Below are 18349 nucleotides of genomic sequence, written 5' to 3'. Positions count from 1 at the left end.
ACCGGGGGCTCTGCCCCCTCGGCCCGTGCCGGGCCTCACCCCCGCGGTATTTTGCGGCCAGAAGAAACCTAGAGCAGCTCGATCGCGATGGCCGTGCCTTCGCCGCCGCCGATGCAGATCGCCGCGACACCCCGTTTCGCGCCGTGGTTCTCCAGCGCATTCAGGAGCGTCACGATGATCCGCGCGCCCGAGGCCCCGATCGGGTGGCCCAGCGCGCAGGCGCCGCCATTGACGTTCACGATGTCGCGCGGCAGGCCCATTTCCTTCATGAACGCCATGGGCACCACGGCAAAGGCTTCGTTCACCTCCCACAGGTCGACGTCGAATTTCGTCCAGCCGATCCGGTCGAGCAGTTTCTGTGCCGCCGGGATGGGGGCCGTGGGGAAGTCCTTCGGCGCTTGGGCATGGCTGGCATGACCGAGTATCCGCGCGCGCGGGGCGATGCCGGCCTGCGCAGCGGCCTCCATCGTCGTCAGGACAAGCGCGGCAGCGCCGTCCGAGATCGACGAGGAATTGGCCGCCGTGACCGTGCCGTCCTTGCGAAAGGCGGGTTTCAGCATCGGGATCTTTTCGGGGCGCGCCTTTCCGGGCTGTTCGTCCCGCGTGATGACCTCTTCGCCCATGCGGGTGTGCAGGGTGACCGGGGTTATTTCGCGCTCGAAGGCACCCGAGCGTTCCGCGTCCAGCGCGTTGTCGAGCGAGGCGATGGCGTATTGATCCTGCGCTTCGCGGGTGAACTGGAAGGCCTCGGCGCAGTCTTCGGCGAAGGTGCCCATCAGCCGGCCCTTGTGATAGGCGTCCTCGAGCCCGTCGAGGAACATGTGGTCGATCACCTGCCCATGGCCGATCCGGGCACCGTCGCGCATCTTGGGCAGCATGTAGGGCGCGTTGGTCATGCTTTCCATGCCGCCCGCGACCATGGTCGTGGCGTCGCCCAACGCCAGCCGGTCAAAGGCCATCATCGCCGCCTTCATCCCGGACCCGCACATCTTGTTGAGGGTCGTGGCCGGGACGTCGTCGCCGAGGCCCGCGGCAAACCCCGCCTGACGCGCGGGCGCTTGTCCCTGCCCGGCTGGCAGGACACAGCCCATCAGCAGTTCGTCGACCGCCGGATGGCCTGCCTGCTTCAACGCGGCACGGATTGCGTCGCCGCCGAGGCGTGCCGCGCTTTCACCCGCAAAGACCCCCTGGAACCCGCCCATCGGCGTCCGCGCTGCCCCGGAAATGACGACATCTTTCATGATCTTCCTCCCTCTTTCAGTCCTTGCATACAGAATCGTAAGGATTGGCGTCTAGCGTTGATGGCGAACCAACAAAGGGGCAGACATGAACTTCACGTCACGTTCACTCGATGGAATCGAGCTTATCACCGTGGACGCGGACCGCATCGACGCCGCGGTGGCCATTCAATTCAAGGACCGGATGCGGGAACACATGGCCGATGCGAGTGGGCGGGTGGTTCTCGACCTTCACAGGGTCGATTTCATCGATTCCAGCGGCCTTGGCGCCATCGTCGCCGTGATGAAACTGATGCCGCAGGGGGCCAAGCTCGAATTGGCGGGGCTGACCCCGTCGGTCGACAAGGTGTTCCGCATGACCCGGATGGACTCGATCTTCACGATCCATACCGACTCGGAGAGTGCGTCAGCGTCGCACGCATGAGCCCGGAAAACAGGTGGTCGGGATGAAAGCGGAGAAATGCGCAAGCATGGCCTTGTCGATTCGCTGCACTCTGGCAAGCACTCCGGACGATGTCCGGAAAGCCTTGGCGGAAGTCGCCGCGAAACTGGCCTGCGCTCCCAGCAGACCTGCGCCCGGCGACATGTGGGAGGTGGCGATTGCCGAAGTCCTGAACAATATCGTCGAACACGCCTACCAGCAGCGCAGCGACGGCGTGATCGAGATGCAGCTTGAGTTCGATGCGACGCATCTGAGCGCGCGGTTCACCGATTACGGTCTGCCGATGCCCGGTGGCACGCCCCCGTCCGGCACCCCCGCCGACCTCGACGTGCCACTGCAGGATTTGCCCGAGGGTGGCTTCGGGTGGTTTCTGATCCGCAGTCTGGCTGATCGGCTGGAATATTCGCAGGAGGACGGGACGAACAGGCTGTACCTGTCCCTGCCAATCTCCTGCGTCACCGGGCCGACCTAGGCCGCTGGCGCCCGAAGGCCCGCCGCAGAAGTTCCACGTGACAGCCGCATTCTGGCCCGATTGCCGGGGCATCCTGCAAGGGTAGCTGCAACAAGCTTCCCTCGGTGTCGGGCATAATCAGCCCCCACCCAGTGCCCGGCACCGAGGCTCTTCCTCCCCCTCCTTCCAACTGTTTCCGAACCGCCACCGCCGATGGCCGTGGCGGGTTGTGCGCGTTGGTGCATGCGCCATCAAAGCACCCAGACCGCACCACATTCCTGCCCATATTGCGCGTCATACAGGTTTTGTAGCTGCTTATGGCTTCCCTCGGCGCCGCGCCGTTTCAGCCCCCACCCACTGCGCGGTGCCGAGGTACTTCTTTTCCTGACGTTGACGCCGCCCGGCGAGTGCCTATGGTTTGCGCGACGAAGGAGAACTCATTCACATGCGCGACTTTCAAAAACCGGGCCGGTCCGCCGTGATGGCCATGAACGGCATCTGTGCGACGTCTCATCCGCTGGCTGCCGAAGCCGCCGTCGACATCCTGAAACGCGGCGGCAATGCCGTCGATGCCGCGATTGCAGGGGCCGTGCTGCTCGGGCTGGCCGAACCCCAGATGACCGGCATCGGCGGCGACTGCTTTGCCCTGATCTCGCCCGCGGGCGGGGACGATGTGATCGCGGTCAATGGCTCAGGGCGGGCGCCCAAGGCCGCCAGCGCCGAAGCCTTGCGCCTCGCGGGCCATGACACCGTTCCGGCGAGCAGCGCCCATGCGGTCACCATTCCCGGTGCCGTCGATGCGTTTTGCACCATGTCGGAGACGTGGGGGAAACTCGGCCTCGCCGACAGCCTCGCCCCGGCGATCCGCTACATGCAGGACGGGCTGCCCGTCACACCGCGCACCGTCTTTGACTGGCGCATCGCGGCGGATGCGCTGCAAGGCGTGGCGCGCGACCATTACCTGCTGAACGGCCAGGCACCGAAAGTGGGCGACGTCTTCCGCCTGCCGGCGCAAGCGCGTCTTCTGGAACGAATTGCGAAAGACGGGCGCAGCGCGTTTTACGACGGCGAAGCCGCCGAAGACATGGTCGCCGCCCTGACCGCGGCAGGCGGTGTACACACGCTGGAAGACTTCGCCGCGACCGAGTGCACCATCAGCGCGCCGCTGTCTGGCACCTACAAGGGACGCGAACTGCTCGAACATCCGCCGAACGGCCAAGGTGTGACCGCGCATCTGCTGCTGAACATCCTGTCCAATTTCGATCTGGCCAGCATGGACCCGCTGGGCGCGGACCGCGCCCATATCGAGGCCGAAGCCGCGAAGCTGGCCTATGATGCGCGCAACAGGTTCCTCGCCGATCCGGACCACATGACCCGTCTGGATCACCTGACCAGCCCCGAAACGGCAGCGCGGCTGGCGGCCCTGATCGACCCAAAGCGTGCCATGGAGTCCGCCACCAAGATCAGCGAATCGGTCCACAAGGAGACGATCTACATCACCGTGGTCGACCGCGACCGGATGGCGGTGTCGCTGATCTATTCGGTGTTCCACAGCTTCGGATCGGGGATCGCCTCGGAGAAGTATGGCATCCTGTTCCAGAACCGGGGTGCCGGGTTCTCGCTGGCCAAAAACCACCCGAACGAAATGGGCGGCGGCAAGCGTCCGATGCACACGATCATCCCAGCGATGGTGCGCGATCAGGGCCGCGTCAGCATGCCGTTTGGCGTGATGGGCGGGCAGTACCAGCCCAATGGCCATGCGCGCGTGATGACCAACCTGACCGATTTTGGCATGGACCCGCAGACGGCACTGGACACGCCGCGCTGCTTTGCGCAGGACGGGAAACTGCAGGTGGAGCGCGGCTATTCGGATGAGGTGCGCGCCGAATTGGCGGCAAAGGGCCATGACGTGGTCACGCCCGAGACGGCCATTGGTGGGGCACAGGCGATCGTGATCCACGAAAACGGTGTGCTCGAAGGCGCATCCGACCCGCGCAAGGACGGCTGCGCCATCGGGTATTGAACGCGATGCCAAAGTAGGATGGGTGATCACCCATCCTACCAGAAATCAATACGAATACGCCGCGTAAATCCTGGTCAGATCACCGCCCCAATCGCCGTTATAGTGGTCCAGCAACTCGTCGGCGGGCACCTTTCCGCTGTCCACGCTTTCGCGCAGCGCGTTGAGGAAATGCGTCTCGTCCGGCACCAGCCCCCCGGCGCCGGGCATGGCCCGCGCCTTCAACCCGGCCTCGGCGATGTCCAGAACCTCGCGGGCCAGATCGTGCATCGAGAGGCCTCCGACCCGCGCCTGCAAGCCTTGCTCACCGGCCCCCACGCGCAGCGCCTCGCGGGTTTCGGCATCCCAGCCCTTGACCAGATCCCAGGCTGCATCCAGCGCCGTCTGGTCATAGGTCAGGCCAACCCAGAATCCCGGCAAGGCGCACAACCGCCGCCAAGGCCCGCCATCGGCGCCGCGCATCTCGATGAATTTCTTTGCGCGCGCCTCGGGGAAGAGCGTCGTCAGGTGGTCCGCCCAATCCGACAGGGTCGGCTTTTCGCCGGGCAACGCGGGCAGCTCGCCCCTCAGGAAATCGCGGAAAGACTGGCCCAAAGCGTCGATATACTGGCCATCGCGGTAGACGAAATACATCGGCACATCGAGCGCGTGTTGCACATAGGCCTCGAAGCCAAAGCCCTCGTCGAACACGAACGGCATCATGCCGGTGCGCGCCTCATCCAGATGGCGCCAGACCCAGGACCGGTAGGACTTCATCCCGTTGGGCTTGCCCTCGAAAAACGGTGAATTGGCGAACAGCGCCGTCGCAACCGGTTGCAGAGCCAGCGCCACGCGCATCTTCTGCACCATGTCCGCCTCGGACCCGAAATCGAGGTTCACCTGCACGGTCGTGGTGCGGCGCATCATGGTCTTGCCCGCGCTGCCGACGGTGTCCATGTAGGCATCCATCAGCTTGTAGCGGCCCTTTGGCATCAAGGGCATCTCGTCATGCGACCAGATCGGAGCAGCCCCCAACCCGATGAAACCCACCCCGATCTCGTCGGCGATGGATTTGACCTCAGCCAGATGTTCGTTCACCTCGTCACAGGTCTGGTGGATGGTTTCCAAGGGTGCGCCCGACAGTTCCAACGCGCCGCCCGGCTCCAGCGACACGTTCGCGCCGTTCTGTTCCAGCCCGATCAGCTTGCCGCCCTCGCGCACCTCGGCCCAGCCAAAGCGGTCGCGCAGGCCTTCGAGCACCGCCAAGATCGAGCGCTCGCCCTCGTAGGGCAGCGGCTTCAGCGTGTCCTTGCAGTAGCCGAATTTCTCATGCTCGGTGCCGATGCGCCAATCGGATTTCGGTTTGCAGCCAGAGGCCATGTATTCGGCCAGTTGGTCGGGGTGTTCGATCAAACCGCCACCGGATTGGGGAATGGACATGAGACAGTGCCTTTGAAGAGAGCCTAGGATTTCAACGGATGTAGGAGCGCGCCCCCGGTGTCAATGCAGACGCGCCTGTGTTTCGCGCACAGTCGGCGCGCGCCAGATCACGATGGGCGCATCGCCGCCCGCCTGCATCTGACGCAACATGTGCTCGGTGCGGATGCCCGGCAGCGACGCAAACGCATCGAAAAGCGCATCCGCGCCCTCTGCGGTCAAGGGGATCGCCAATGGCGGCTGGCCGGGCTGCGCCAACAGCCAGTGCGGCGGCTTGGCCCTTGGATCCAGTGTCAGCGTGCCGAGCGCCTCCAGATCGACGATGCCGCCGGTCAAAGGGCCGAAATAACTGATGCGGCCTTCGACGATCGATACGACGCCGGGCCCGCCCGTTCCGGCGCTGAAGCGCGCCCGCTGGAAGCCCGCGAAACCGATCACGACCCCCAGCGCCATCACGAGATAGCCGATCCAGTGCAAGAGCCCGCCACCGGTGAAGAAGGCCCAATAGACGCCCAGCACCAGCACGGCAGCGCCAATCATCACGTCGCGCCAGCGCGACAGGGCTTGGGCGGCCTCGGGGCGGATCATGCGGGCGACCCCAGCGTGACCGGGGATTTCAGAACGGCGATGTGGTAATCGCCGATGCGCTGAAACCCGATGCGCTCATAGGCCCTTGCCGCCGTGGCAGAGGCGGCGAACAGGATCGCGCGCGCCACGCCCCGATCCCGCAAGTCGCGCAATTGTGCTGCGACCAGCCGACCCGCGCGCCCGGCCCCGCGCAAGGCAGGCGGCACGTAGACGCCGCCCAGTTGCACGCAATCGCCCGCCTTGGCGTTGATGTCGCTCATGGCGACCGGCGCGCCATTCTCGATCAGCAGGCGCAGGTAACCCCGCTCCAACGCTTCGCGCGCGCGCTGAGGTCCGTCTGCCATCGTGCCTGTCCGGGTCTCCTCGCGCGATTGGCCGAACCAGATCGACAGCCCCTCCAGATCGCCCTCTTCTGCCGGGCATATCTCGGCCTCGACCTCTGGCAGATCCGACAAGTCCAGCTTGTAAAGCGGCTCGACCTCGTTGATGTGCCAATCCGTGACCGGCAGCGCCTCTAGGATCAGCGGCACCTGCCGCGCATCGCCGGTCATACCGCGCAGGGTGTAGCCTTGCAGCAGATAGGCATAGCTCTGCGCCTCGGTCTTGGTCAGGCCGGGAAGCTGACAGGTCAGGTAGCCGCCATTCGTCGCGCCAAAGACGCCGGTGATCCCCTCGCCGGTTTCACGCAGGAAGTAATGCATGCCATGCGGGTGATCGGTATTGCCGATGCCATGTGCCTCAAGGTTGCTCAGCAGAAACATCGAGGTTTCGAGGTGCCGCATCAGAAAGGCGCGGATCGCCTCGGCATCCTCGGGCTTGGCCTGACGGATCATGTCCAGTCTCCCAAGGCGTTTTGCCACAGTGTCAGCGCCGCGACCGCCGCCGTATCGGCGCGCAGGATGCGGGGGCCGAGCGACACCGAAAAAGTGTAGTCCAGCGTATGTAAACGGTCGCGCTCGGCGTCGGAAAAGCCCCCCTCCGGGCCGATCAGAATCGCCCACGGTCCGGGCGCGGCCTCGGCCAGCGTGACGGCCTGCCCCACCCGCGCCTCGTCACAGAACATCAGGCGGCGGGCAGGGGCCCAATCGGCCAACAGCCGGTCCAACCGCTGCAAATCCGTGACCTCGGGGACAAAGGTGCCACCGCATTGCTCCGCCGCCTCGACCGCATGGGCTTGCAAGCGATCCTGCCGGATGCGCTCGGAATTGGTGAACTCGGTCTGCACGGGCATGATCCGCCGCGCGCCCATCTCGGCGGCCTTCTCCACGATGAAGTCGGTGCGGGCCTTCTTGATCGGGGCGAAAAGCAGCCAGAGGTCGGGCGGCACCCTCAGGGGCGCAGTCTGCTCCGCACAAACCAAAATCCCGGCCTTCTTCCCCGCCGTCTCGACCGTCGCGCGCCATTCGCCATCCACCCCGTTGAACAAGGCGACCTCGGCCCCCGCCGTCAGCCGCATCACGCCAAAAAGGTAATGCGCCTGATCGCGGTCAAGCTCGACCGGTTGTCCCTCCCCCAAGGGGTGCTGTACGTAGAGGCGGATCTTTGGTTTCATGAGGCGCACCATATGACCGGCGAAAAGCATATGCCAGAGGCTGCGGGGCAGGTTTCCGACGCGGTCAAGGGCAACTGGGTCGACCGCATCGCTCCGGAATGGTCGCGCCCCTATCTGCGACTCAGCCGCGCCGACCGGCCCATCGGGACGTGGCTGCTGTTGCTGCCCTGCTGGTGGGGGCTGCTTTTGTCGATGGCCCATGACGGGCGGGCGAGCCTGTTCGATCTGTGGATCTTTGTCGGCTGCGGCATCGGCGCTGTGCTGATGCGCGGCGCGGGCTGCACATGGAACGACATCACCGACCGCGACATCGACGGCTCCGTGGCGCGCACCGCCTCGCGCCCGATCCCCTCGGGGCAAGTCACCACGAAACAGGCGCTGGGATGGGCGGTGATCCAATGCCTGATCGCGCTGTGCATCCTGCTGACCTTCCCCTTGGCCGCCATCGGGCTGGGCGTGCTCAGCCTGCTGCCCGTGGCGATCTACCCCTTTGCCAAGCGCTTCACATGGTGGCCGCAGGTCTTTCTGGGCATCGCCTTCAACTGGGGCGCGCTGCTGGCATGGACGGCGCACAGTGGGCGGCTGGAATGGCCCGCCGTGGTGCTGTACCTGTCGGGGATGGCGTGGACCTTGTTCTATGACACGATCTACGCCCATCAGGACAAGGAAGACGACGCGCTGATCGGTGTGAAATCCACCGCGCGCCTGTTCGGCACAGACACGCCGCGCTGGCTGTCGCGCTTTCTGGTGGCGACCGCGACCCTGATGGGCATCGCCGTCATCATGGCGGGCATCGACCGCAATCCCCTGTCTCTAATCCTGCTGCTGGTGGGCCCTTGGGCCATGGGCTGGCACATGTTGTGGCAGTTGCGCAGGCTGGACATCGACGACAATGACCGCTGTCTGACGCTGTTCCGGTCCAATCGCGATGCCGGGCTGCTGCCCGTGCTGATTTTCGCCGGTGCCCTGATCGTCTGATTGCCTAACCTTTCGCTAAGTCTTATCAGGGCTTGACCGAAAACAATGTGACAGGCGTCCATGCGGCTTTCCTCGATTTTCACCACCACAGCGATCTTTGCGGGCGCCGGGGCTGTCAGCCTTCTGGCGGCGACCCTCAGCGTCGGTGTGATCGAGAGCGCGTCGAAATCCGACGTGCTGAACGAACTGGATGCCGAGGGGCTGACCTGGGCCGAGGTCGACACAAATGGCCTTCAGGTCTTTCTGATCGGCACCGCCCCCGACGAGGCCGCGCGCTTTCAGGCGCTGTCCACTGCCGGTCGCGTGGTGGATGCCGCCCGAGTGATCGACCAGATGCTGGTCGAGGAACCCGAGGAGCTGAAAGCCCCGCATTTCTCCATCGAAATCCTGCGCAACGACGCCGGGATATCCGTGATCGGGCTGGTTCCGGTCGAAACCGACCGCGCCGCACTGGTCGAACAGTTCCGCGAAATCGCCGGCGAAGGCGAAGTCAGCGACCTGCTCGAAAGCGCCGATTTCCCGACGCCAAATGGCTGGGACGACGCGCTGCTTTATGCGATCCGCGCGCTCAAGGACCTGCCTCGCTCAAAGATCTCGGTCGATGCCGAACACGTGGCGATCAAGGCCATGACCGAAAGCGAACAGGTCCGCGTGCGGCTCGAAACTGCGCTGAACCGCCGCAAGCCAGAGGATCTGGCGCTGCAACTGGACATCTCGGCGCCGCGCCCGGTGATCTCGCCCTTCACCCTGCGCTTCGTCATCGACGACGAGGGCGCGCGGTTCGATGCCTGCTCTGCCGAAAGCGAAGAGGGCCGCGACCGTATCGTCGCCGCCGCCACCAAGGCGGGCATGACCGAACGGGCGGCCTGCACGCTGGGTCTGGGCACGCCGTCGCGCCGCTGGGCCGATGCTGCGGCGCTGGCCATCGGCAAGCTGGCGGAACTGGGCGGTGGCTCGGTCACCTTTACCAATGCCGATATCGTCCTGATCGGCCCGGAGGGCACCGAGCAGGCCCTGTTCGACCGGGTCGTGGGCGAGATGGAGGCCGGGCTGCCCGGCGTCTTCGCGCTGGAAGCCAGCCTGCCCAAGACCCCCGATCAGGCGGACCAAGGCCCGCCGGAATTCGTCGCCACCCTGTCCCCCGAAGGACAGGTGCAACTGCGCGGGCGTCTTTCGTCCGACATTGCACGCCAGACCGTGGACAGCTTTGCCAAGGCGCGGTTCGGGTCCGAGGCGGTCTATACCGCCGCCCGCGTCGCCGAAGGCCTGCCGCAGGACTGGCCGGTGCGCACCCTGGCCGCGCTCGAAGTCCTGTCTGGGCTGGTCAATGGCTCGGTCACCGTCCTACCCGACAGCATCACCGTCACCGGGCGCACCGGCAATGCCGAGGCCTCGACTCAGATTGCCGCGCTGTTGACGTCCAAGCTGGGCGAAGGCGCGAGCTATGACATCCGCGTCGATTACGAGGAGCGGCTGGACCCGACCTTGGGCATCCCCACGCCCGAGGAATGCGAAGCCCGCATCACCGAGGTCATCGGCGCGCGCAAGATCACCTTTGAACCGGGCTCGGCCACGCTAGACGCCTCGGCCAAGGACATCATGGACGAACTGGCCGAGTTGCTGAAGACCTGCGGCGACATCCCGATCGAGGTCGGCGGCCACACCGACAGCCAAGGCCGCGAGGTCATGAACGAGGAACTCAGCCGCGAACGCGCGCAGGCGGTTCTGGACGCGCTGCGCACACGCCGCGTGCCGACGCGGGATTATTCGGTCAAAGGCTATGGCGAAACCCGGCCGATTGCCGATAATGGCACAGAGGAAGGCCGCGAGGCCAACCGCCGCATCGAGTTCAAGCTGCTCAAGGTCGAAGACCCCGCCGCCGAAGACCCGCAGGCGGAGACGCCCGCCGAAGACGCTCCGGCGGAAACCGCGGAAGACGCGGCAGACAACAATGACGGGGCCGAGGCAGCCCCTGACGGAAACTGACAGGGCGGCCAACGCCCGGCACAAAGGGACAGCGGATGAACAGATCCGAATTCATCATCGTCACGGCGATCATCTTGTTCGTGGCCTTTGCCTTGGGCTGGTTTGCCCATTGGGTCATCCACCGCTTCAAGAAGGTCAGCCAAGCCGATATGGATCAGCTCGAACGCATGAGCCAAGAGCTGCACGAGGCCGAGGAAACCCGCGATCAGGCCATCACCTACCTGCAACAGCGCGAGGCCGAACTGACCAACCAGCTGGCCCAGACCGAAGCCGAACTGCGCGCCGCCATGGACGGGTTGCGCGAGGCGCGCTCCGAGGCCGAGGAAATGCGCAACTGGATCGAACGCCAGCAGGGCTGAGCTTTTCCTTCGCCGCGCTATATGAAACAAGGTCCCGACCCTTTTAGTGCGAGCAGGCCCATGACCCAGATCATTTCTTCGCTTTCCGAGATTTCAGACCGCTACGACGCTTTGTTCGTCGACCTTTGGGGCTGTGTCCATAACGGCGTGAAGGCCTACGCCGAGGCGGTCGCGGCCCTGCAGGCCTACCGCGCCAAGGGTGGTTGCGTGATCCTTCTGACCAACGCGCCCCGCTCGCGCCACGAGGTCGCCAAGCAGCTGGTGCGCTTCGAGGTGCCCGAGGACGCCTATGACGACATCGCCACCTCCGGCGACAGTGCCCGCGCCGCGATGTTTCAGGGCGCGGTCGGTCAAAAGGTCTGGTTCATGGGGCTGGATTTCGACCTGAGCTTCTTCGAGCCGATGAAGCTGATCGAAAACCCGGTCGACGTGCAGCGCGTGGAATTGGACGAGGCCGAGGGAATCGTCTGCTGCGGTCCTTTCGATCCGCATGCGGACCCCGACGTAAACCGGCCCGAATTCCTCTATGCCAAGCAGAAGGGGCTGAAGCTGCTCTGCGCCAATCCCGATCTGGTGGTCGATCGCGGCGAGCGCCGCGAATACTGCGCCGGTTCGCTGGCGAAACTCTATGAGGAGATGGGCGGCGAGGCGCTGTATTTCGGCAAGCCGCATCCGGCGATCTACGATCTGGCGCGGCGCCGTCTGGCCGAACACCGCAAGGGCGTGCCCGATGCGGGCATTCTGGCCATCGGCGACGGCCCGCACACGGATATCCAAGGCGCGATGGGCGAGGACATCGATTCCCTCTTCATCACCGGCGGTCTGGCCCGCGAGGAAACCGCCACCCGGCAAAATCCCGACCCCGACGCGCTGGAGGGCTACCTGGAAAGCGCGCAGGTCTCGCCGCAATTCTCGATCGGATATTTGCGCTAAGCCATTGGCCGTCTTCACATCAAACGCCCCGCCCCCGGCGGGGCGTTTTGCGTTCTGCGACCAATTGACGGCAGCCGTCCGGGAAATTTTGCTTGATTTTTGCTGCGTCCGCAAAGTAATAAAATTTCAACACGCGCGCTTGGGTCGCGCTTTTATTACCGCACCGCCGAGTTGGAGGACAAGATGTTGGACAATCTGCCCCGTGGAACGATCTGCATCGAGGATATCGAGATGGGCATGTCGCGCTACCTCCGCAAGGTGGTGACCGACGCCGATATCGAGATGTTCGCGCAAGTGTCCACCGACCGGAACCCGGTGCATCTGGACGATGACTACGCCAATGACACGATCTTCGAGGGCCGGATCGCCCATGGCATGCTGACGGCGGGGCTGGTTTCGGCGGTGATCGGCGAACAACTGCCGGGGCACGGCACCGTCTATCTGGGCCAGACGTTGAAATTCCTCGGTCCTGTGCGGCCCGGCGACACGGTGCATACAGAGGTCACGGTGACCGATATCGACATCGCCAAGCGCCGCGTCACACTGGATTGCGTGTGCAAGGTTGACGGGAAAAAAGTGCTGATCGGCGAGGCCAAGGTGCTGGCACCGTCGCGCAAATTCGACTGAGTTATCTGGGGTAGGATGGGTGATCACCCATCCTACTTTTTGCCGAGCGCCGCAAAGCGGAAACCCTCCGGAATGGCATCATCGCGCCCCGCCAACACCAGATCGGCCATCACCTCGGCCACCTTGGGCGCCATGCCAAAGCCGATCTTGAACCCGCCATTCGCGATGTAGTGCCCGGGCCTGTCGGGCCACCGATCCAGCAAGGGCGCGCGGCTCCGCGCCCTTGGCCGCACCCCGGCCCACCTCTCCAAGACCTCCGCATTTTCCAGCAAGGGCAGGGCCTTGCGCGCCCGCGCGATCAGGTCTTCGACCTGCGCATCGACACGGTCCGGCGCGTCGAATTCCCGCTCCGAGGTCGACCCGATCGCCACCGTGCCATCCGCATGCGGCACGATGTGCAACCCGTCGACGAACAGTTGCGGGGCGTCGCGCGCCTCGCAGCGTAGCAAGGCCGCCTGCCCCTTGACCCCATCCCCGACAGGCCGCCCCAGCCGCTCCGACAAATCGCGCAGGCCTTGCCAGCCCGTGGCCCAGACCACGGCACCCTGATCGGGCGCCTCTGCGACGACCTCACCGCCCCGCGCCGTGACCGCCGCCACCAGCGCCGCGCAGGCCCGGCGCGGATGCATACGGGCGCTCAGCGTATCGCGGATCAGCCAGCCCGTGGGCGACACGGGTTTGAAACCACCAAACGAATCGGCAGGCATGACCTCCCACACGGCCTCTCCGCGCCAAAGCTCTGCCGCCGTCGACGCCCGCCCACGCGCGAGATCCAGCGCGCGCGCATCCGCCACCGGCTGCAACCGCCCGGTTCGCCCGTAGCCGGTCGAGACTCCGCCCGCCGCCTCGACCCCGGCCCAAAACGCCTCGGCCATCAACAGGCTGTCCAGTTGAAACGCCTTCTTGTCGTTCCAGTTTTCGGGCACATGCGGCGCCAACGCGCCGACCACCCCACCCGACGACCCGGCCCCCGGCCCAAATGGGTCGACGACGCGCACCTTCGCCCCGCGCAACAGGCAGGCCCAGGCCACCGACAGGCCGAACGCCCCTGCCCCGCGCACCGTCACGTCGACCCTTGTCATTCGCCTCTCCTGCCTGCAAAGCTGCCGCAAATTTGCATGCACACAGCATGCACATGCCATGCACAACCCATGCATATCGCAGGCGCAGCACAAAGGGCCAGCCCATGACCACCGACGCGCTCGACTGGCGCGGAGACATCCCCGTCTCGACCCGCTTCGACGACCCGTATTACTCGCTCGACAATGGGCTGGCCGAGACCGCCCATGTCTTTCTGACCGGCAACGACCTGCCCGCGCGCTTCCATGACGGGTTCCACGTGGCCGAGCTGGGCTTTGGCACCGGGCTCAACCTGCTTGCCTGCCTCAGGCTGTGGCGCGAAAGCGGCCAGACCGGCACCCTGCGGTTCACCAGCTTCGAGGCCTACCCGCTGACCGCCCCCGAGATGATCCGCGCCCAAGCCGCCTTCCCCGAGATCGCGCCGCTCGCGCAGGAGCTGGCCCCGCATTGGGGCGCCACGCAGATCACCCTGCCCGACCTGGACTTTACCCTGATCACCGGCGACGCCCGCGAAACCCTGTCCACATGGCAGGGACAGGCCGATGCCTGGTTCCTCGACGGATTCGCCCCCGCCCGGAATCCCGAACTCTGGGCGCCCCAGCTGATGGCCGAGGTCGCCAGCCACACAGTCCCCGGCGGCACCGCTGCCACCTACACCGCCGCAGGCCATGTCCGGCGCGCGCTGGCCGAGGCCGGCTTCACCGTGAACCGCATCCCCGGCTATGGCCGCAAGCGCCACATGACCACCGCAAGGAAAGCCTGATATGGCCCAGCAGAACACCCGCCTCGGCATCTGGCTGATGGTCTTCACCACCTTCGTCTTTGCCATGCAGGACGGGCTGTCGCGCCATCTGGCCAGCGAATACAACACGATGATGGTGGTGATGGTGCGCTACTGGTTCTTTGCCGCCTTCGTCATGGCCGTGGCCAGCCGCAAGGCGGGGGGCCTGCGCGCCGCCGCCCGCAGCGCCTTTCCATGGCTGCAAGCCTTTCGCGGCGCGCTGCTGGTGGTCGAGATCAACGTGATGGTGCTGGGCTTCGTCTTTCTGGGACTGGTCGAAAGCCACGCGGTCTTTGCCGCCTACCCGCTGCTGATCGCGGCCCTGTCGGGTCCTGTTCTGGGCGAGCATGTGGGCTGGCGCCGCTGGGCGGCAATCGGGGTGGGCTTTGTCGGCGTGATCATCATCCTGCAACCCTCGGGCGGGGTCTTCTCCCCCTATGCCGTGATCCCGCTCTGCGCCGCGCTGATGTTCGCGCTTTACGGCTTGCTGACCCGCTATGTCGCCCGCGCGGACTCAGCGGCCACCTCCTTCTTCTATACCGGCGTTGCGGGCGCGGTCGTCGCCACGGCCATCGGCGTCTGGTTCTGGGAAGCCATGACCATGGCAGATTGGGGCTGGATGGGGCTTCTGTGCCTGACCGGCGCGCTCGGTCACTACACCTTGATCAAATGCTACGAAGTCGCCGAGGCCAGCGCCGTCCAGCCCTTCGCCTATCTGCAACTGGTCTTCGCCAGCGCCCTCGGCATCGTGGTCTTCAACGAAACCATCCGCACCAATGTGGCCATCGGCGCCGCACTGATCGTCGCGGCTGGACTGTTCACCCTCTGGCGCGCCCGGATCAAAGCCTGACCCAAGTCTTCTTCTTGCCCAAAATACCCCGGGGGAGGCCGCAGGCCGGGGGCAGAGCCCCCTACTCCGTCTCCACCGTGCGCGCGGGCAAGGTCGAGCCGATCAGTTCCTCGGAGAAGGGCACCGGGTGCGGGTCCAGCCCCAGCCGCGCGCGATAGACAGGCAGGCTTTCGGCCACGCGCATCACGTAATTGCGGGTCTCGTCAAAGGGGATCATCTCGATCCAGTCGATCACGTCGATCTCGCCCGCGCGCGGATCACCCATCTCGCGCATCCAGCGGATCGGTCGCCCCGGCCCGGCATTGTAGCCCGCCGCCATCATCACGACGTTGCCGTCGAACCGCTCGGACAGGCCCGCCAGATAGGTCGAGCCAAGCCGCGCGTTATAGGCGGGGTCCGACAGCAATTTGTCGGCGTCATACTCGATGCCCAGCTGGCGGCTGACATCGCGCGCCGTGCCCGGCATCAGCTGCATATAGCCGCGCGCCCCCGCGCCCGAGATCACCACCGGGTCAAACTCCGATTCCCGGCGGGCAATGGCCAGCACCAACTCCTTCGGCACCGGGTATTCGGTCGCCACGACCTCGGCCGGCAGGGCGTAATAGGGCCCCGGCAACTCGATCCCGTATTGCGCGGCGCGCTTGCCCAGCATGACTTGGATATGCGGTCGCCCCATTTCGGCCAGCATGTCGCCAAGACGACCCATCCCCTCGCGGTCCAGCCCCTCTGCCAGATGTGTCAGGAAGCGTTCGCCCAAGGGCACCTCGCCCGCGGCCAGCAGCAGGATCGCGGCGTTGAAGACGCTGGATTTCGTATAAGGTGCCTCCCGCCAATCGGGGAAATCCTCGGTTCCGGCAAGGTTCGGGTCGGGCGGCAGCCCCGCACGCTCGGCGGCGAGCAGCCCGTAGAACGAGGTCTGATAAGCCGCGCCCTCGGCATAGGCGTCCTGCGCCTCATCGCTGCGGCCCGCCTCTTCCAGCGCGCGGCCCAGCCAATAGCCCGCGCGGCCCACGGAAATCGGTGTCCAGATCGCCTCGCGGAAGCGTTGGAAATGATCGACCGCCAGTTCCGGCCGGTCGAGATGGCGCAACGCGAGATAGCCCGCCAGCCATTCTAGCTCGGCGAATTCGCTGCCATCGTACAGCCAGTTGTTCGCGGCGATCTGGTAGGCCTCGGCATGGGCCCCGGCGCGCATCCGTTCGCGAGCCAGATCGACGCGTTCATTCGCCCAGGCCCAAGGCTCTCCCAATGTCCGCGCGCTTTCGGAATGGGCCAGCAGCAACTCGATCGCATCGGCGCTGCGCCCCTTGCGGGCGCGCCACAGGAACCGCTCGAAGGCAAGGCCGGGATGGTTCTGCAACGCATCCGGAACGCGTGCGATCAACCCATCGACCCCCGCCGCCGAGGACCGCAGCGCCATGCGCGCCTCGGCCAGCGCCTGCCAGTCCTCGCTGACCAAGGGCAGCATCGCCGTGGCATTCTGCGACCAGCCCTTCCACAGGGCCATATCCAGCCGCGCCACGTGGTGGTCCTTGAGGATATCCCCCCATTCGGCCACGAACGTGCGCCGCTCGTCGGAATTCAGCGACAGCGTCCGCCAGGCCAGCACCACATCCGCATGCGCCGCGCCCTCGTCCCCCGCCTGCATGTGTGCGCGCGCCAGCGCCAGCGCGCCGGTGCCGCTTTGCGGCAGGGTGTCGGCGAAAAAGGCGCGGATTTCCTCGGCGCTGGCCGAGCTCATCGCCGGTTCGGATTTCTCGCGCAGATAGGGCATGCCCGGCCAATCGGGGTTGCGCGCGATGAAGTCCATCACCTCATCCGCATCGCCCTGCCCTGCGCGCAGGTAATGCCACAGGATCACGTCCACCGCCGCCTGCCCGTCGACCCGCGCCTCGATGCGCGCGGCGGCCCAATTGCCCTGCCGCATCGACTGCATCGCCTTGGCCAGCGCCTGCCCGGCCTCCTGCGCCTGAACGGCAGAGGCACAGGCGGTGCACAGGATCAACAGGGCGGCAAAGAGGCGCGACATCAGCTTGCAATTTCCTTTGTGACAATGAATAGAGCCGCTTTGGAGGATAGCCCGAGAGTCGCATGGTGCAACTCACATCTCTGCGCATCGCGCGGGATGGGCGAATATCCTCCGGAACCGGTTTGAGACAAGAAGGAGCGTGTCATGTTCAAGGGTTCGATGCCTGCACTGGTGACGCCGTTCAAGGACGGCCGTGTGGATTTCGACACGCTCAAACGCCTCGTGGACTGGCAGATCGACCAAGGCTCGCACGGGCTGGTGCCCGTCGGCACGACCGGCGAAAGCCCCACCCTGACGCATGAGGAACACGAGGCGGTCATCGACTGCGTCGTGCAACAGGCCAATGGCCGCGTGCCGGTGATTGCCGGGGCCGGGTCGAACAACACCTTCGAAGCGGTGCGCTTTACCGAGTTCGCCCACAAGGTCGGCGCGCAGGCGGCGCTGGTGGTGACGCCCTATTACAACAAGCCCACGCAGGCGGGCATGATCGCGCATTTCAAGGCCGTGCATGACTGCGCCGACATTCCGATCATCATCTACAACATCCCCGGTCGGTCCGCCGTGGACATGACCCCGGCCACCATGGGCGAGTTGGCGAAACTGCCGCGCATCATCGGCGTCAAGGACGCCACCGGCGATCTGGCCCGCGTCTGCGCGCAGCGGATCACCTGCGGCAAGGACTTCATCCAAGTGTCGGGCGAGGATGCGACGGCGCATGGCTTCAACGCCCAAGGCGGCGTGGGCATGATTTCGGTCACCGCAAACGTGGCGCCTGCGATGTGTGCCGAGATGCAGAATGCCTGTCTGGCCGGCGACTATGCCAAGGCGCTGGAGATTCAGGACAAGCTGATGCCGCTGCATCAGGCGATCTTCACCGAGCCGGGCCTGTGCGGCGCGAAATACGCCATGTCCAAGCTTGGCCTGTGCGACGCCGAGGTCCGCCTGCCGCTGCTGCCGGTGACCGAGCCGACAGCGGCCAAGCTCGATGCCGCGCTGGCCCATGCCGGCCTGATCTGACA

18 protein-coding genes are annotated in these 18349 nt (G+C 65.6%); 11 read left to right on the top strand and 7 right to left on the bottom strand.

Annotation, left to right across the window (positions count from 1 at the left end; genetic code table 11):
- Positions 1–68 precede the first annotated feature (68 nt).
- Positions 69–1241, bottom strand: coding sequence for an acetyl-CoA C-acyltransferase (locus D8Z78_RS21100; protein WP_121632584.1), 1173 nt, complete (start codon positions 1239–1241; stop codon positions 69–71).
- An 85-nt stretch (positions 1242–1326) separates the two neighbouring features.
- On the opposite strand from D8Z78_RS21100, the gene D8Z78_RS21095 reads away from it, so the two are divergent.
- From D8Z78_RS21095 to D8Z78_RS21085, 3 genes are all read left to right on the top strand, one after another.
- A complete protein-coding gene (locus D8Z78_RS21095; RefSeq protein ID WP_121632586.1) occupies positions 1327–1662 on the top strand; it encodes an STAS domain-containing protein in 336 nt (111 codons plus the stop codon).
- A 22-nt stretch (positions 1663–1684) separates the two neighbouring features.
- On the top strand, positions 1685–2152 hold the full coding sequence (locus D8Z78_RS21090) for an ATP-binding protein (protein WP_121632588.1): 468 nt from the start codon (positions 1685–1687) through the stop codon (positions 2150–2152).
- A 424-nt stretch (positions 2153–2576) separates the two neighbouring features.
- Positions 2577–4154 carry a gamma-glutamyltransferase family protein gene (locus D8Z78_RS21085; RefSeq protein ID WP_121632589.1) on the top strand — a complete coding sequence of 526 codons (1578 nt, stop codon included), beginning with the start codon at positions 2577–2579 and terminating at the stop codon, positions 4152–4154.
- Between the two features lie 45 nt (positions 4155–4199).
- On the opposite strand, the gene D8Z78_RS21080 is transcribed toward D8Z78_RS21085, so the two are convergent.
- Genes D8Z78_RS21080 through D8Z78_RS21065 form a run of 4 tightly spaced genes read right to left on the bottom strand, consistent with a single transcriptional unit; the run spans position 4200 to position 7707 of the window.
- A complete protein-coding gene (locus D8Z78_RS21080) occupies positions 4200–5570 on the bottom strand; it encodes a glutamate--cysteine ligase (protein ID WP_121632591.1) in 1371 nt (456 codons plus the stop codon).
- 60 nt (positions 5571–5630) lie between these two features.
- Complete coding sequence (locus D8Z78_RS21075) at positions 5631–6155, bottom strand: hypothetical protein (protein WP_121632592.1); 525 nt, start codon at positions 6153–6155, stop codon at positions 5631–5633.
- The gene (locus tag D8Z78_RS21070) at positions 6152–6988 is read right to left on the bottom strand and encodes a GNAT family N-acetyltransferase (RefSeq protein ID WP_121632594.1); all 837 of its coding nucleotides are present in this window, start codon (positions 6986–6988) and stop codon (positions 6152–6154) included. Before D8Z78_RS21070 ends, D8Z78_RS21075 begins: the two co-directional genes overlap by 4 nt.
- Positions 6985–7707: a 16S rRNA (uracil(1498)-N(3))-methyltransferase gene (locus D8Z78_RS21065; RefSeq protein ID WP_121632596.1), complete on the bottom strand. Its 723-nt coding sequence runs from the start codon at positions 7705–7707 to the stop codon at positions 6985–6987. The genes D8Z78_RS21070 and D8Z78_RS21065 overlap by 4 nt, the downstream gene beginning before the upstream one ends.
- A 12-nt stretch (positions 7708–7719) precedes the next feature.
- Here D8Z78_RS21065 and ubiA point away from each other — a divergent pair, with 12 nt between their 5' ends.
- The 5 genes from ubiA (at position 7720) to D8Z78_RS21040 (ending at position 12590) form a co-directional block, all read left to right on the top strand.
- Positions 7720–8685: a 4-hydroxybenzoate octaprenyltransferase gene (gene ubiA / locus D8Z78_RS21060; RefSeq protein WP_240672211.1), complete on the top strand. Its 966-nt coding sequence runs from the start codon at positions 7720–7722 to the stop codon at positions 8683–8685.
- Between the two features lie 60 nt (positions 8686–8745).
- Positions 8746–10671, top strand: a complete 1926-nt coding sequence (locus tag D8Z78_RS21055) for an OmpA family protein (protein WP_121632600.1) — start codon at positions 8746–8748, stop codon at positions 10669–10671.
- Positions 10672–10706: 35 nt separating this feature from the next.
- Positions 10707–11030, top strand: a complete 324-nt coding sequence (locus D8Z78_RS21050) for a hypothetical protein (RefSeq protein WP_121632602.1) — start codon at positions 10707–10709, stop codon at positions 11028–11030.
- A gap of 60 nt (positions 11031–11090) precedes the next feature.
- On the top strand, positions 11091–11963 hold the full coding sequence (locus D8Z78_RS21045; RefSeq protein ID WP_121632603.1) for a TIGR01459 family HAD-type hydrolase: 873 nt from the start codon (positions 11091–11093) through the stop codon (positions 11961–11963).
- A gap of 183 nt (positions 11964–12146) precedes the next feature.
- Entirely contained in the window at positions 12147–12590 is a 444-nt protein-coding gene (locus tag D8Z78_RS21040) for a MaoC family dehydratase (RefSeq protein ID WP_121632605.1), read from the top strand.
- Between the two features lie 32 nt (positions 12591–12622).
- Here the strand turns inward: D8Z78_RS21040 and D8Z78_RS21035 are convergent, their stop codons facing one another.
- Positions 12623–13672 carry an NAD(P)/FAD-dependent oxidoreductase gene (locus tag D8Z78_RS21035; protein ID WP_121632607.1) on the bottom strand — a complete coding sequence of 350 codons (1050 nt, stop codon included), beginning with the start codon at positions 13670–13672 and terminating at the stop codon, positions 12623–12625.
- A gap of 104 nt (positions 13673–13776) precedes the next feature.
- On the opposite strand from D8Z78_RS21035, the gene mnmC2 reads away from it, so the two are divergent.
- Together mnmC2 and D8Z78_RS21025 are read left to right on the top strand one after the other, a co-directional pair.
- Entirely contained in the window at positions 13777–14433 is a 657-nt protein-coding gene (gene mnmC2, locus D8Z78_RS21030) for a tRNA (5-methylaminomethyl-2-thiouridine)(34)-methyltransferase MnmC2 (RefSeq protein ID WP_121632608.1), read from the top strand.
- Between the two features lies 1 nt (position 14434).
- Positions 14435–15301 carry a DMT family transporter gene (locus tag D8Z78_RS21025; RefSeq protein WP_121632610.1) on the top strand — a complete coding sequence of 289 codons (867 nt, stop codon included), beginning with the start codon at positions 14435–14437 and terminating at the stop codon, positions 15299–15301.
- A 61-nt stretch (positions 15302–15362) separates the two neighbouring features.
- Here D8Z78_RS21025 and D8Z78_RS21020 read toward each other — a convergent pair whose 3' ends face one another.
- Entirely contained in the window at positions 15363–17330 is a 1968-nt protein-coding gene (locus tag D8Z78_RS21020; RefSeq protein ID WP_121632612.1) for a lytic transglycosylase domain-containing protein, read from the bottom strand.
- A 144-nt stretch (positions 17331–17474) separates the two neighbouring features.
- Between D8Z78_RS21020 and dapA the strand changes: the two genes are divergently transcribed.
- A complete protein-coding gene (dapA, locus tag D8Z78_RS21015) occupies positions 17475–18347 on the top strand; it encodes a 4-hydroxy-tetrahydrodipicolinate synthase (RefSeq protein ID WP_121632613.1) in 873 nt (290 codons plus the stop codon).
- Positions 18348–18349 lie beyond the last annotated feature (2 nt).

Origin of the sequence: Tropicibacter alexandrii (genome assembly GCF_003667315.2) — a bacterium.
Classification (GTDB): domain Bacteria; phylum Pseudomonadota; class Alphaproteobacteria; order Rhodobacterales; family Rhodobacteraceae; genus Tropicibacter; species Tropicibacter alexandrii.
The sequence above is the reverse complement of the archived record's forward strand: the minus strand, read 5'-3'. Positions and strand labels throughout refer to the sequence as shown.